The 13,924-nt window shown below is 62.6% G+C and carries 11 protein-coding genes; 5 read left to right on the top strand and 6 right to left on the bottom strand.

Features of this window, described 5'->3' with window-relative positions:
• Nucleotides 1–108: 108 nt before the first annotated feature.
• The gene (gene uvrA / locus B3M53_RS11605; RefSeq protein ID WP_160091498.1) at nt 109–2,991 is read left to right on the top strand and encodes an excinuclease ABC subunit UvrA; all 2,883 of its coding nucleotides are present in this window, start codon (nt 109–111) and stop codon (nt 2,989–2,991) included.
• Between the two features lie 23 nt (nt 2,992–3,014).
• Here uvrA and B3M53_RS11610 read toward each other — a convergent pair whose 3' ends face one another.
• The 4 genes from B3M53_RS11610 to B3M53_RS11625 all read right to left on the bottom strand — a co-directional run bounded on the left by B3M53_RS11610 (nt 3,015) and on the right by B3M53_RS11625 (nt 6,910).
• A complete protein-coding gene (locus B3M53_RS11610; RefSeq protein WP_273019975.1) occupies nt 3,015–3,995 on the bottom strand; it encodes a CPBP family intramembrane glutamic endopeptidase in 981 nt (326 codons plus the stop codon).
• Between the two features lies 1 nt (nt 3,996).
• Nucleotides 3,997–4,953 (bottom strand): hypothetical protein, encoded by a 957-nt coding sequence (locus tag B3M53_RS11615; RefSeq protein ID WP_273019977.1) that lies wholly within the window; start codon nt 4,951–4,953, stop codon nt 3,997–3,999.
• A gap of 3 nt (nt 4,954–4,956) precedes the next feature.
• Nucleotides 4,957–5,958, bottom strand: coding sequence for a hypothetical protein (locus B3M53_RS11620; protein WP_273019979.1), 1,002 nt, complete (start codon nt 5,956–5,958; stop codon nt 4,957–4,959).
• Nucleotides 5,959–6,031: 73 nt separating this feature from the next.
• Nucleotides 6,032–6,910, bottom strand: a complete 879-nt coding sequence (locus B3M53_RS11625; RefSeq protein WP_286800450.1) for a hypothetical protein — start codon at nt 6,908–6,910, stop codon at nt 6,032–6,034.
• 105 nt (nt 6,911–7,015) lie between these two features.
• Here B3M53_RS11625 and trmFO point away from each other — a divergent pair, with 105 nt between their 5' ends.
• Nucleotides 7,016–8,419 carry a methylenetetrahydrofolate--tRNA-(uracil(54)-C(5))-methyltransferase (FADH(2)-oxidizing) TrmFO gene (gene trmFO, locus B3M53_RS11630; RefSeq protein ID WP_022699811.1) on the top strand — a complete coding sequence of 468 codons (1,404 nt, stop codon included), beginning with the start codon at nt 7,016–7,018 and terminating at the stop codon, nt 8,417–8,419.
• A 73-nt stretch (nt 8,420–8,492) separates the two neighbouring features.
• Nucleotides 8,493–10,427: an alpha/beta hydrolase family protein gene (locus B3M53_RS11635; RefSeq protein WP_273020710.1), complete on the top strand. Its 1,935-nt coding sequence runs from the start codon at nt 8,493–8,495 to the stop codon at nt 10,425–10,427.
• On the opposite strand, the gene B3M53_RS11640 is transcribed toward B3M53_RS11635, so the two are convergent.
• Nucleotides 10,424–11,269 (bottom strand): squalene/phytoene synthase family protein, encoded by an 846-nt coding sequence (locus B3M53_RS11640; RefSeq protein ID WP_273020711.1) that lies wholly within the window; start codon nt 11,267–11,269, stop codon nt 10,424–10,426. The two genes, B3M53_RS11635 and B3M53_RS11640, sit on opposite strands and share 4 nt — an antisense overlap.
• 139 nt (nt 11,270–11,408) lie before the next feature.
• Between B3M53_RS11640 and B3M53_RS11645 the strand changes: the two genes are divergently transcribed.
• The gene (locus tag B3M53_RS11645) at nt 11,409–12,005 is read left to right on the top strand and encodes a superoxide dismutase (RefSeq protein WP_160091488.1); all 597 of its coding nucleotides are present in this window, start codon (nt 11,409–11,411) and stop codon (nt 12,003–12,005) included.
• A gap of 81 nt (nt 12,006–12,086) precedes the next feature.
• Nucleotides 12,087–13,430, top strand: a complete 1,344-nt coding sequence (locus B3M53_RS11650) for a serine hydrolase domain-containing protein (RefSeq protein ID WP_273020712.1) — start codon at nt 12,087–12,089, stop codon at nt 13,428–13,430.
• Here B3M53_RS11650 and B3M53_RS11655 read toward each other — a convergent pair.
• Nucleotides 13,403–13,885, bottom strand: coding sequence for a hypothetical protein (locus B3M53_RS11655; RefSeq protein ID WP_273020713.1), 483 nt, complete (start codon nt 13,883–13,885; stop codon nt 13,403–13,405). The genes B3M53_RS11650 and B3M53_RS11655 overlap by 28 nt on opposite strands.
• Nucleotides 13,886–13,924 lie beyond the last annotated feature (39 nt).

Below are 13,924 nucleotides of genomic sequence, written 5' to 3' on the forward strand. Positions count from 1 at the left end.
GGGCGCCGCTGTCGGCGCCTACACGGTGGATAGGAGCGCTGTGGAGCCCTAAGTAACGCCCGATACGCCCGCCCGGCCCGGCCGCCAGCTAAGGACTTTGCGTCATTCATGACTGACAAGCTCAAAACCATTTCCGTGCGCGGCGCGCGCGAACACAATCTCAAGGGCGTGTCGGTGGACCTGCCGCGTGACGAGCTGATCGTGTTCACGGGGCTGTCGGGATCGGGCAAGTCCTCGCTCGCCTTCGACACCATCTACGCCGAGGGCCAACGCCGTTATGTAGAGAGCCTGTCCGCCTATGCGCGCCAGTTCCTGGAGCTGATGAGCAAGCCGGATGTGGACTCCATCGAAGGCCTGTCGCCCGCCATCTCGATTGAGCAGAAGACCACTTCGAAAAACCCGCGCTCCACCGTGGGCACGGTGACCGAGATTTACGACTATATGCGCCTTCTCTGGGCGCGGGTGGGCGTGCCCTATTCGCCCGCCACCGGCGAGCCGATCTCGGCGCAGACCGTCTCTCAGATGGTGGACAAGATCACCGCGCTCGACGACGGCGCGCGGCTTTATCTGCTGGCGCCCATCGTGCGCGGCCGGAAAGGCGAATACCGCAAGGAGTTCGCCGAGCTTCTGAAACAGGGCTTCCAGCGCGTGAAGGTGGATGGCGAGTTCTATGCGTTGGAAGACGCGCCCGAGCTCGACAAGAAATTCAAGCACGATATCGACGTGGTGGTGGACCGGGTGGTCACCAAGGAGGGGCTCGAACAACGCCTCGCCGACAGCCTGGAGACCGCACTGCGTCTTGCCGACGGCATCGCCATGGCCGAGTTCGCGTCAGATCATGGCGAGCATAAAACCGGCGAGCGGATCATCTTCTCGCAAAAATTCGCCTGCCCGGTCAGCGGCTTCACGATTGAAGAGATCGAGCCGCGCCTGTTCTCGTTCAACAATCCGTTCGGCGCCTGCCCGGCCTGTGACGGGCTGGGTCAGAGCCTGGAGTTTGACGAGGACATGGTGGTCCCCGACCGCGACAAGTCGCTTTATGACGGCGCCATTGCGCCCTGGAGCCGGGCGACCTCCAAGCTCTACCAGCAGACCCTGCAGGCCATCGCCGATCATTACGGCGCCAGCATGTACACGCCCTGGCGCGATCTGGACGCGAGCTTTCGCAAGATCGTGCTGCACGGCACCAAGGACAAGATCAAGTTCACCTACGAAGACGGGCTGCGCCAGTTCACCACCTCCAAGGCGTTTGAAGGGGTGATGCCGAACCTGCAGCGGCGCTGGCGGGAAACGGACTCCAGCTGGGTGCGCGAGGATCTGGCGCGCTTTCAGTCCGCCCAGCCCTGTGATGTGTGCGACGGCAAACGTCTGAAGCCCGAAGCGCTGGCGGTGAAGATCGACGGCGCAGACATCTCCATCGCCGGGGAGAAATCCATCAAGGCGGCGCTGCGCTGGTTTGAAGCGGTGGAAGACACGCTGTCGGCCAAGGATCAGGAGATCGCCCGGCGCATCCTGAAGGAAATCCGGGACCGCCTGAGATTCCTGGTCGATGTGGGCCTGGATTATCTCACGCTCAGCCGCGCCTCTGGCACGCTGTCGGGCGGGGAGAGCCAGCGTATTCGTCTGGCCAGCCAGATCGGCTCTGGTCTGACGGGTGTGCTCTATGTGCTGGATGAGCCGTCCATCGGCCTGCACCAGCGCGACAATACGCGGCTTCTGGATTCCCTGCGCGGCCTTCGTGATCTGGGCAATACCGTGCTGGTGGTCGAGCATGACGAGGAAGCCATCGAGACGGCCGATTATGTGGTCGACCTCGGCCCCGCCGCGGGCGTTCATGGCGGCGAAGTGATCGCGGCCGGCACCCCGGCGGAGATCGCCGCGAACCCCAAATCGCTGACCGGTCAGTACATGTCCGGCCAGCGCATGGTGCCGGTGCCGGAACAGCGCCGCCCGGTGGACCTGAACCGCGCCGTCACCGTGAAGGGCGCCACCGGCAACAATCTTCAGAACATCGACGCCGCCTATCCGCTGGGCGTGATGACGTGTGTGACCGGCGTGTCGGGCGGCGGCAAATCCACCCTGACCATCGAGACGCTGTACAAGGCGGCGGCGCGGCGCCTGAACAAGGCCTCCGCCGTGCCCCTGCCCCATGACACGGTGGAAGGGCTCGACCAGGTCGACAAGATCATCGACATCGACCAGAGCCCGATCGGGCGTACTCCGCGGTCCAACCCCGCCACCTATACCGGCGCCTTCACCCCGATCCGCGACTGGTTCGCCTCCCTGCCTGAATCCCAGACGCGCGGCTACAAGCCGGGCCGCTTCTCCTTCAACGTCAAAGGCGGGCGCTGCGAGGCCTGCCAGGGCGATGGCGTGGTGAAGATCGAGATGCACTTCCTGCCCGACGTCTATGTGGAGTGCGATGTGTGTCATGGCGCGCGGTTCAACCGCGAGACGCTGGAAGTGACCTTCAAGGGCAAATCCATCGCCGACGTGCTCGACATGACCGTCGAGGAGGCCGCCGACTTCTTCAAGGCCGTCCCGTCCGTGCGCGACAAGATGGAGACGCTCAAACAGGTGGGGCTGAGCTATCTCAAGGTCGGCCAGCCCGCCACCCAGCTCTCGGGCGGTGAGGCCCAACGGGTGAAGCTCTCCAAGGAACTCGCCAAGCGTTCCACCGGCAAGACGCTCTACATCCTCGACGAGCCCACCACGGGCCTGCATTTCGAGGACGTGCGCAAGCTCCTCGAAGTGCTTCACGAGCTGGTCGATCAGGGCAATACGGTGATCGTCATCGAGCACAATCTCGATGTCATCAAGACCGCCGACTGGCTCTTGGATCTGGGCCCGGAAGGCGGCTCTGGCGGCGGCCAGATCGTCGCGTGCGGCACACCCGAACAGGTCGCCGAGGTGGATGCCAGCTGGACCGGCCGCTATCTCAAACCGCTTCTGGAGCGGGATGTGGCGCGTCAGAAGAAGCTGGCGGGGTAAAGCTGGGCGCTTTCTCTGAGCGCCTATCCCTTCCGCCCGCGCAGCACCAAACCCGCCAGCATCAGAGCGCTCAACCCGCCCATGGCGAGGAGCTGGGCGTAGGTTTCCGGGCCGAGGCTGACGGAGTCCGCGCCCGCCAGGCCGGTGGCGGAGCTGAACACCTGGGCGACGGCGGTCTTGATCGTCTGATCGGGATCGGACGCCAGAAGCGCGAAGGTGGGCGCGATGACGGCGACGGCGTTGAACGCGCCATGGGCGGCGGCGGCCTCGACGATGGAGCGCCGCCACAGTGCGGTCAGCGAGAAGACGAGGCCGGTCAGTCCGATTCCCGACAGCGCCAGCACGCCGAACATCAGCCCCGAGATGAAGACATGGGCGTGTAACAGCGCGAAGGCGAAGCTGGCGACAAAGACGCCGACAGGCTTGCCCCAGCGCGCGGTCAGCGCGCTCATCAGCCAGCCGCGAAAGACCAGCTCTTCCACCCCGCCCTGGATGAGAAAGCCCACGAACAGCGCCGCATAGCCGATCAGGGCGGTCTGGGTGACGGCGCGGCTGATCTCCATCGCCCCCAGATTATCGGCGGCGCCAGTGCTGGCGCCCATGCCCAACAGGGCCGCGACAACGCTGACCAAGACCACAAGAAACACGCCCAGCGGCAAGCCCAGAATGTAGCGCCCGAAAAAGCCCCGTCCCTCAAGGCCGATCGTCGAGAGCGGGCGACGTTCAAACAGCTTCACCCACATCAGCGTCATGATCGCCCAGGCGATGAACTGCAACAGCATCAGCGGCAGCAGCACCGTCAACGTGTTCTCGTTCAGCGCCCGTTGAGCGGCCAGCGGGTCGGTCTCGCCCGACGAGACCGTCAGGACGATGGTGTAGATGATCGTCCCGACCAGTACGGGAATGGATGAGACAAGATAGCCCGCCACCATCAAACCGACCGCGCCCCAGCCCCAGGTGCGACGCGCGGTATCCGGCCAGGGTGCATACAGCGCTTGGGTCATCTTACGGAGCTTTTTCAGAAGGATTGGGCATGGAGAGCGCCAGTTTGGCGCTGATGCCGCGTCCGATCATCATCACGAGGCCCGTGCTGAACATTACGGGCGTCAGTACGAGCGCAGTAATCCATGCCTGGTCCACGCCAGGCATCAACAGCGCATACAAGCGCATGGTGTTCATCGGGTCTTCCGGGTTCTGAAGCACCATTTCAAACGTATTCGCAACCTGGTCCCCGACGCTGAAGGCTATGGCGCCGTAACTGACGACCATCACCAGCATGTAGAGGATCAGGAACAGGACCCATGAGACGGTCAGGCCGACCACATGCCGCCGACCGGCGCGGATCGCGCCCCCGATATCAAACCGCCCGGACAGGGCATGCGCCGGAAGACCGGAGAAGACTGACAAGATCGCGACCAGGCCCAGACCGCCGATGAGGCACAGCGCGATCACAACCAGGACGGCGGCGACTGCGCTGTCGCCGGTCCCGCTCTCTGCGGCCAGCATCGCAAACACGATACCGATCATGATCACGAAGAACAGGACCAGAAAGGCCGCCAGATAAACGCCAAAGAGGATCAAACCACTCAGGGTCAGGCGACCGATACCCGCCCAGCCGGGCCAGAGGGTGAACCGGCCCCTCATGAACAGCGTGAGCCAGACCGCCTCCATCCAGATCCAGAGCGGAAGCCCGAGAAGAGAGATGAGCGAACTGGCCGATGAAAACTGAAGGCTCAGAGCATAGGCTTCGGCGGCATCGCCCATGTCAGCGGCCTGCACGCCCGTACGCGCCAGCTCTCCGAACAGAACGAACTGCCCCACCGCCATAACGACATAGATAAGGGTGTACCCGATCAGCAAGGTCAGCACGGCTCCGGGCCGGGCGCGAAAAACTTCCAAGCCGAAGCCCAGCGCCCCGCCCACCGTGAAACGGTGGGCGGGCGGCGTCATCATGTCCGTCATGGATCAGCCCTCGCTGGGCGCCTGCCCCACGGATGCCGCAGGCGCTTCGAGCGGGGTATCGGGTGCGAAACCGCCATCATGGCGCACCGCCACATAGGCGCCGACGCCTTGCCAGCTGCCCTGCACGAACATGTCGAAGATCAGCTGCAAGATGAGGACGATCGCGGCCATCGCCCAGAACAGCGGCGAGTCCAGAGCGTCCAGAAGAGCCTCCATCATGAGGTCCGGATCACTCGTCTGTTCAAAGCTGATCAGCGCGCCCACCAATTCTGACGACCCGATCATCATGAACGCCTGCTGCATGACGCTCAGCACCACGTAAGCAATAATGATGGCGAAGAAGAGCACCACATAGGACAGAAACATCCAGAACATCACGCCCTGAGCGGCGGCGAAGCCGTCAAAAATCTTGATGCCGCGCTGACGCACGGTCAGCGCGGTCGCAGGCGCCAGCCCCAGAAGGAAAATGATCCAGCCGACGATGACGATCACGGTCAGAAGCGTGTTCACCAGGGCCTGAACGGCGACCCCGCCCGGCTCGCCGCCCACGGCGAAGCCTGCGTTGACGACGGCATAGAGCACGATGGTCAGCACGCCGGCCGCCATGATCAACAGCCAGAGCACGATATTGACGACCAGCAGACGCAGCTCGTCCGCGCCCAGACGGATCGGTAGCCCGCCCACCACCTGATCCCGCGCCAGAAGGCGAAGCCAGGCGCCCTGGATCATGAGAGCGGAAATCAGGATGCCGAGAATGCCCAGCATGTAAAAGCCCATGCCTTGCAAGGCGGCCTGCGCCATCTCCGCGTCGGTCGGCTCCCCTTTGCCGCCATACTCGATCACTAGTTGGATCAAGGGCCAGAAACCGTAGAGCATCAGCGCGCCAAAGCCCGCATAAAGAAGGACCTGCCACAGGCCGATCCACGCCACGCTCAATGGACGTTGGCCAAACACCTTCAGGAAATAGAAGGTGCCGTCGACAAAGTTATAGCTGGGCTTGGACATGGTTCCCCCCCGCGTGTCCGAACATAGCAAGATCGCGTGGCAGGATAACCCAGACCCGCGGGAAGGTCTCGCCTTAATCGGGGGAAAGGTCGCCTTCAGCCTTGTAAACGCCATAAAGCGCGCAGAGGGCCGCGATCAAGGGCGCAGCCAGAAATGCAATCTTGGCGACGCCATAAATCGCGCTCGCCAGCAGGAACAGCACAGGGTTCACGATCAACGCCCCCGACTCGCCAGACGCCGATTGCGCAATCGCCGGGCCTGCGCCCAAAATTGCAACACAGATCGCATTCAGCACCGCCAGAACGACAAGACCGGGCGCAAGGCTCGCGATCCCTGTCAGCGCGATCTCGACACTGCGCCCGCGTGACGCCGGCCAGATGGACAGCACCCGGATGGCGCCCGCTTCCAAAGTCGCCGGCGCCGTCAGCGCGAGCCGTGTGACCAGCCACAGGCTGAACACCACGAACACGGCGATCAAGGCGAAAGACACCGCCAGCGCGACCGGTCCCATCATCTCAAACAGATTGACATAGCCGTCAGGTTGCGGCGCGCCGGGATCCATTTCGGTGAAGGCGAGACCGGCGATCATGAAGGCCATGGCGACGCCCGCCGTCATCAGGATGATCACCAGCAACAGCACGACCAGCGCCAGCGCCCAGATCAACCGCCCTTCATCCCCACCGAGCGTCAGGCCGTAAAAGCCCTTTTTCGGAATGCCAAGCGCCAAGCGCCCCAGGCTCGCCCAGCCAATGACGAAGGCGCCAAACGCGACCGCCATGAAGGCGATCGCCGCTGGCGCCGCGCCCGGCGCATAAGCGCCGGCATAGGCCGTCATCAGAGATTGCACGGCGAAGACGACGCCATAAAGCGCGCCTGCCGCCAGTACGGGAGCAGGGTTTTCCAGAACGAAGCGGTAAGCGGCGCCCACGGCGCGAAGATCAATCAGTCTCATGAGGGTGCAGTTAGCCCGAAACGACGGTCAGGCCAAGGATCAGGGCGCCGAAACCCTGTGCGCAGGCAATTGAGCCGCGCCGCCTTCCCGACTATATGACGCGCCATGACAGATATGACCCCGATCCACATCATTGGCGGCGGCATGGCCGGTTCTGAAGCCGCCTGGCAGGCCGCGAACGCCGGCGTGCGCGTCGTGCTCCATGAAATGCGCCCGGTGCGCGGCACCTTCGCCCACCAGACTGAAGGCCTGGCCGAGCTCGTGTGCTCGAACTCGTTCCGCTCCGACGATGCGGAAACGAACGCTGTGGGCCTGCTGCATGAAGAGATGCGCCGCGCCGGATCGCTGATCATGGCGATGGGGGACACGCATCAGGTGCCCGCCGGCGGCGCGCTGGCTGTGGACCGCGAAGCGTTCTCCCAAGCGGTTACGGCGGCGCTGGAAAACCATCCCAATATCGAGATCGTGCGCGAAGAGATCACCGGCCTGCCGCCCGAGGACTGGGACAGCGTGATCGTCGCCACCGGCCCCCTCACCTCCCAGGCTTTGGCGGAAGCTGTTCACGCCGCAACCGAAGAGGGCGAGCTGGCCTTTTTCGACGCCATCGCGCCAATCCTCTATGCGGACTCCATCAATATGGACGTGGCGTGGAAGCAGTCGCGCTATGACAAGGGCGAGACCGAGGAAGACAAGGCCGCTTACATCAACTGTCCCATGGACAAGGACCAGTACGAAGCGTTCGTGGACGCCCTGCTGGCGGCGGAAAAGACCGAGTTCAAGGAGTGGGAGAAGGACACGCCCTATTTTGACGCGTGCCTGCCCATCGAAGTGATGGCTGAACGCGGGCGTGAAACCCTGCGCCACGGCCCGATGAAGCCGCGCGGCCTGACCAATGCTCATGATCCCGAGACCAAGCCCTATGCGGTCGTGCAGCTGCGTCAGGACAACACGCTGGGCACGCTGTTCAACATGGTCGGCTTCCAGACCAAGATGAAATACGGCGCGCAGGCGGATGTGTTCAAGATGATCCCGGGTCTGGAGAACGCCAGTTTCGCACGCTTGGGCGGCATTCACCGCAACACCTTCCTGCATTCGCCCAAGCTGCTCGATAGCCTGATGCGCCTGAAGGCGCGTCCCGCCCTGCGCTTCGCCGGCCAGATCACCGGCGTTGAAGGCTATGTGGAAAGCGCGTCCATGGGACTTCTGGCAGGCCGCTTCGCGGCGGCTGAGAAACTTGGACGGGCCGTCACCCCGCCGCCGCCCACCACGGCGCTGGGCGCGCTGCTGACCCATATCACCACGGGTCATGTGCCGGGCAAGAAAGGCGCGTTCCAGCCGATGAACGTCAATTTCGGCCTCTTCCCCGATATCGAGGCGCCCACCAAGGATGCTGAAGGCAAGCGCCTGAAAGGCAAGGACAAGTCCGTCGCCAAGAAACGCGCCATGAGCGCGCGCGCCCTGTCTGACTGCGACGCCTGGCTAAATGGGGTTTCTCAAGCGGCTGAATAATAAGCCGTTACGGAAGTTTCTCTTGTTTAAGGCGTTTTTTGCGAACTAAACTCCCCTCTCACAGGGGGATTTTATGCTCAAAACTTTGCTCGGCGCCGCCATCGCCTGGGCGTGTGTTTCAGCGTCATCGCTGGCTCAGACGTCTGACGTCATACCGGTTGAACACTTTGCCCGGCTGCCGGCCGGACAGGGCCTGTCCCTGTCTCCGAACGGAGACAGGATTGCGTATATCGCGCACTCGGGCAGCGACCGCTATCTGGTCGTTCAATCGCTGGAGACGGGCGAACAAAACGCCATCAACATCAGCAATATGCGCGCCTTTGAAACCTTCTGGGCCGACGAGGACACGCTGATGGCCCGGGTCGGGCGCGCCGCCGAACTGTTCTACATCAGCGGCGATCTCGACTTTCAGGCGCTGTTGACCATCAACACCGACACCATGGACGCCGAGCAGCTGATCCGTGAGGGACGCGACACCGGCTTCAACCAGAACACGGCGCAAGTCGCGGGCTGGCAAACTGATCGAGCGCGCATCTTGTTGCCCTTGCGTGACGGGAACCAGCATAAAAACCTCTATGCGGTAGACCCTGAAGACGGCAATCGACGCAGCGTGGTCGCCCGTGGCGCTGTGAATACGCGCTATTGGGTCTCTGACGCCCGGGGAGAGCGCCATGTCCGCGTCAGCTATTCTGAAGACACGGAGCGTTTGCGTGTCGCCATCGAAGAAAACGATCAATGGCGCACCCTGATCGAGGAGCGGCAGGACATCATCGATCTCGGTGTTGTCGGTTTCTCTCAGGATGGCGAGGCGGTCATCATTTCGCGCACCGCAGACGAACCTCCCTACGCCAACATTCTTCAGCGTGTTGAGTTATCCGACGGCGCCTTGGGCGAGATCATCTTTTCTGATCCCCGCTACGATTTTGACAGTGTTCGAATAGACCTCTATCGCGGCTATGTCGCTGGAGTCGTCATCGAGCGTGAGCAACGCGAACGCATCTGGTTTGACGCCGAACTGGCTCAGATTCAGGCCAGCCTCGAAGCCTCATTCGCCGGAAAGAGCATCTCCCTTATCGACTGGACGCCCGATCGCACCCGTTTCATCGTCTGGGTCGGCAGCGAGGATCAGGCGCCGGTCTATGTTCTGGTGGACCTGGCGGCCCGGTCGGCTGATCCGGTGCGTCTGACCTACCCTGAGCTTTTCCGAGCGGAACTGCCGCGGCGGCAATCGATTCGCTATCCGGCGCGAGACGGCGCTTCGATACCGGCCTACCTCACCGTGCCGAACACGGACGGGCCGCACCCCTTCGTGGTCCTGGTGCACGGTGGTCCGGCCTCCCGTGATTATGGCGGTTTTGACACCCTGGCTCACCTGTTGGCCAGTCAAGGCTATGGCGTCCTGCAGCCGCAATTTCGCGGCTCGGGCGGTTACGGCGCCCAATGGGAGGCGCAAGGCTGGGGGCAGTGGGGAACGGGCGTCATGCAACAGGACGTGACAGACGCCGCCGCCTATCTGCAGCAAGCTGGCCTGACCGAGCAGATCTGCATCGCGGGCGGCAGCTATGGCGGGTACGCGGCTCTGGCCGCAACCGTCTTCACGCCGGATGTTTTTGACTGCGCCATAGCCTTCAATCCTGTCACCGACGCTGAAGACTTCCTGCGCTATGCGGGAGAGCGCTATGGCCGCGACTCAGAAACCGTGAGGTATTGGAACCGGTCTTTCAGCGGCGAGGTCCAGGACCGCATCTCGGGCGATCTCTTGCGTTCGATTTCACCGGTCAATTACGCGGCCCAGGCCCGCATTCCGGTCCTGCTGCTGCATGGCGAAGATGACAGTGTCGTCCCCTTTCGCCAGAGCCGCGCCATGCATCGCGCCCTGCAACGCGCAGGCGTTCCGGTTACCTTCATTCCTCTGGAGAGCGGTGACCATTGGCTGCTCGAATATGAAACGCGGCTGGAAGCCTATTCTGCGATAGGAGCGTTTCTGGATGAACAGGTTGGCGACTAGACCCGCCCCGTAAGCGACGCCCAGGTCAGGCGCGCGTTCTGCCCGAAGGGCGCGCGCTCGATTTGCTCTCGATACGGGTCTTCAAGCCCCTGAGCGCTTTTCAGATAGCCGCGCGCCAGGCTGACATAGCCCAGCGCCGGGAACACGTCAGCGGGCAAGGCGCTGCGGGTGCGGGTCAACATGCCGGCGGCGTCCCGCGCCTCTGTCAGCAGGCCTGACAAGGCGGCCTTCGCCGCATCCGGCTTGCGCCCGGCCGCCAGATCCGCTTCGCTCAGATCGGCGCCGGCCAGCTCGTCGGCGCTGAACGGGGGACGCCCCGCCTGCACCAGCGGCGCAAAGGCGCGCAACAGACCGACAAAGCCCCACAGCCGTCCTGCTGCGGTGATCGCGACGCCCGGCTCTCCGCCCAGATCAAGATCGGGTTTGAGCATGCGGGCTGCGATCTGCATCAACGCGCCCGAGGTGCGGTCCACATAATCACGGCGATCTTCGCGCGTGGGGAAAGGACCCTCGCCCAGATCCGCGGCGCGCGCCTCCACCAATCCGGCCAGGCCCGCCTGATCCGGGGCGCCCGGCGCCTCACGCAGCTCAGACAGCGCTTCATAGATATCGTGGCGACGCACTTTCGGCGGATCAGAGAACAGGTCGCTGACCGCCTCACGCGCCCAGGCGAGACGCATCTCGCCAATAACCGGCTCAGACACCTTGTCGGGAATCTGTGCGATCTCATGATAAAATGCGTAGAGCGCATACAAGCGCGCGCGCAGCGCAGCGGGCGCAAATAGCGCCGCAGCACGGCGTTCAGGGTCATTTGCGGCTAACAAGCTGTCGAAATCAGTCACGCTATTCTCTCTGGCCGGTAGACACATACAGGTTGGAACCCATATCTAGCTCGTGCGTAATACCTGAGTATGGCGGTCTTCCAACCGGCCGCCGCACCCTATGAGCACCCTCTCGCTCAAACTCCCAAAGGAGGCCGACATGGCGTTCACTCTTCCCGACCTGCCCTATGCCCAAGACGCTCTGGCGCCGCATATCTCTGCGGAAACCCTGAGCTTCCACCATGGCAAGCACCATAAAGCCTATGTCGACAAGGCCAATGACGCTGTCAAAGGCACCGATCTGGAAAGCCTGAGCCTGGAAGAGCTGATCAAGAAAAGCTGGGCTGACAAGAATATGGGCGTGTTCAATAACGCCGCCCAGATCTGGAACCACACCTTTTACTGGCACTCCATGACCCCCAATGGCGGCGGCAAGCCGACGGGCGCCATCGCGGACGCCATTGACGCTTCTTTCGGCTCCTATGACAAATTCGTCGAGGAATTCAAAGCCGCCGGCGCCGGCCAGTTCGGCTCGGGCTGGGCCTGGCTCGTGAAGAACGGCGACAAGCTCGAAGTGCGCAAGACGCTGAACGCTGAAAACCCGATCACCGACGGCGTCACCCCGCTGTTGACCATGGATGTGTGGGAGCACGCGTATTATCTCGACTACCAGAACCGCCGCCCGGACTATATCGGCGACTTCCTGGACAAGCTGGTGAACTGGGACTTCGCAAACCAGAATCTGGCCAACGCCTGATCTGATTATGCGTTGACGAACAAGACGGCTGCGGTGAGTTTCACCGCAGCCGTTTTTTTTTGGGATTTCAGGGGGCCTCTCATGCGGATCAGACTGTCACATTGCCGGATAGGCGCATCGCTTGGCGCTCTCTCGCTCTTGCTCGCCCTTGGCGCCTGTGACGGCCCCGCCAGCTCGCCCACCCCAGGCCCCGCACCGGACTCCCCGTCACAAACGGCCCCGGCCCCGCTGCCGACGCCCGGCTTTACTCAGGCCGGTCTCGCTCAGCTCGACAGCCGTCTGGCCGAGCTCGCCAGCGCCCGACAGCGCGCCGGCTATGTGGCGGTGCTCGCTCGCAATGGCGAGATCTTGCACACCGCCAGCGCCGGATACGCCGATCTGGAAGACCAGCGCCCCATGACGGCGGATACGCTCGTGCGCATCGCGTCCATGACCAAACCGGTGACGGCCGTCGCAGCCCTGATGCTCATTGAAGACGGCGTCATCGCGCTGGACGATCCGGTCAGCGACTATATCCCCGCCTTTGCAAATGTGCGCGTCGCCACCTCTGTACAAAGAGATGAGAGCTACGAAATCCCCACGACTGAGGCCGACCGCCCGATCACCGTTGAAGACCTGCTCACCCACACGTCGGGGCTAGGCTATCTGTTTGATTATCAGTCCAACCTGGGCGCGCTCTACATCGGAAACGACATTTACGCCGCCGAGGGCGACATGGACAGCCGGATGGAGACGCTGGCGGGATTGCCGCTCTATTTCCAGCCCGGCTCCGCCTGGTTCTACTCTTACGCCAGCGATGTTCTGGGCCATCTCGTGGCTGTGGCCTCCGGGCAAAGCCTTGAAGACTTCACGCAAGCGCGCATCTTCCAGCCTCTGGGTATGGAGGACACCACGTTTTTCCTGCGCGAGGATCAGCATGATCGTCTGGCTGCGGTGTACACCCATGGCGAGGACGGCCTGCTGACACGCGTTGCAAGCGCGGATGACGCGGTCAGCGTGGCGGCCTTTGAAGCGGGCGGCGCCGGGCTGTTCTCCACCGCAAATGATTATATCCGGTTTGCACAAATGCTGGCCAATGGCGGGGCGCTGGAAGGCGCCCGATTGCTTTCGGCGGACACCGTCGCCGCCATGCGCACCGCTCACGTCCAGGCGGACCGCATGCCGGATCGTATGGATTCCATGGATCTGGGATATGGCTATGGCGTGGGCGTCATCTATGACGGTCCCGGCGCGCACCCGGTGCGCGCGCAGGGTGATTTTGGCTGGTCAGGCTATTTCGACACGGAATTCTTCGTCAGCCCAAGCACCGGCGTCGTCGCCGTTATTATGAGCCAGGAGCAACCGGGCCCGACCACGCCTGATACGATCGGCGCACGCGCCGTTTTCGATCAGCTGGTTTATGGCGCCGTGCCATCGGAATCCTGAGGGGCGGGGACGAAGTCGAGCGCATCGAGCGGGTCATCGCCCAGCTCCACGCCCAGAGTCTCAGCCGCTTCCCGCCAGCTTGAAACAGCAACGACATTGCCGCCGCGATTGAGGACCAGCTTGCTGAAATGCGCCGTCCGCATGCGATTGCTCTCATTGTACAGATACACAATGCGTTCGGGGATTGACCAGGCGTCACCGACTTCATCAAGCAGATCACTGAGATCTTGAGGTTTTACGACCGGGTCGCCCTTGCGGTAATCGACAATCAAAATGGAATGTTGATTGATCTTGCGCTTGTAGTCAGCGATGGCCTTGCCGAGCAGAGGCTGCAGGCTCGCGCCTACAAGCCCTGTGTAACTGATTTTATTGTTGATTGTTTTTTCAATTATTTGGAATTCAGGAACAGCTGGCTTCATTTCAACCGGTCTTCTTAAAGCCTTCAAAAGCGACATTCGCCTGCGGCATAAGCATGACCAATGAAAAAGCACACA

The sequence above is a fragment of the Oceanicaulis sp. UBA2681 genome (assembly GCF_002354675.1).
GTDB lineage: Bacteria > Pseudomonadota > Alphaproteobacteria > Caulobacterales > Maricaulaceae > Oceanicaulis > Oceanicaulis alexandrii.

Coding starts and splice junctions, on each gene's coding strand:
- uvrA (WP_160091498.1), top strand. CDS start 109: ATGACTGACAAGCTCAAAACCATTTCCGTGCGCGGCGCGCGCGAACAC.
- B3M53_RS11610 (WP_273019975.1), bottom strand. CDS start 3,995: ATGACCCAAGCGCTGTATGCACCCTGGCCGGATACCGCGCGTCGCACC.
- B3M53_RS11615 (WP_273019977.1), bottom strand. CDS start 4,953: ATGACGGACATGATGACGCCGCCCGCCCACCGTTTCACGGTGGGCGGG.
- B3M53_RS11620 (WP_273019979.1), bottom strand. CDS start 5,958: ATGTCCAAGCCCAGCTATAACTTTGTCGACGGCACCTTCTATTTCCTG.
- B3M53_RS11625 (WP_286800450.1), bottom strand. CDS start 6,910: ATGAGACTGATTGATCTTCGCGCCGTGGGCGCCGCTTACCGCTTCGTT.
- trmFO (WP_022699811.1), top strand. CDS start 7,016: ATGACAGATATGACCCCGATCCACATCATTGGCGGCGGCATGGCCGGT.
- B3M53_RS11635 (WP_273020710.1), top strand. CDS start 8,493: ATGCTCAAAACTTTGCTCGGCGCCGCCATCGCCTGGGCGTGTGTTTCA.
- B3M53_RS11645 (WP_160091488.1), top strand. CDS start 11,409: ATGGCGTTCACTCTTCCCGACCTGCCCTATGCCCAAGACGCTCTGGCG.
- B3M53_RS11650 (WP_273020712.1), top strand. CDS start 12,087: ATGCGGATCAGACTGTCACATTGCCGGATAGGCGCATCGCTTGGCGCT.
- B3M53_RS11655 (WP_273020713.1), bottom strand. CDS start 13,885: ATGTCGCTTTTGAAGGCTTTAAGAAGACCGGTTGAAATGAAGCCAGCT.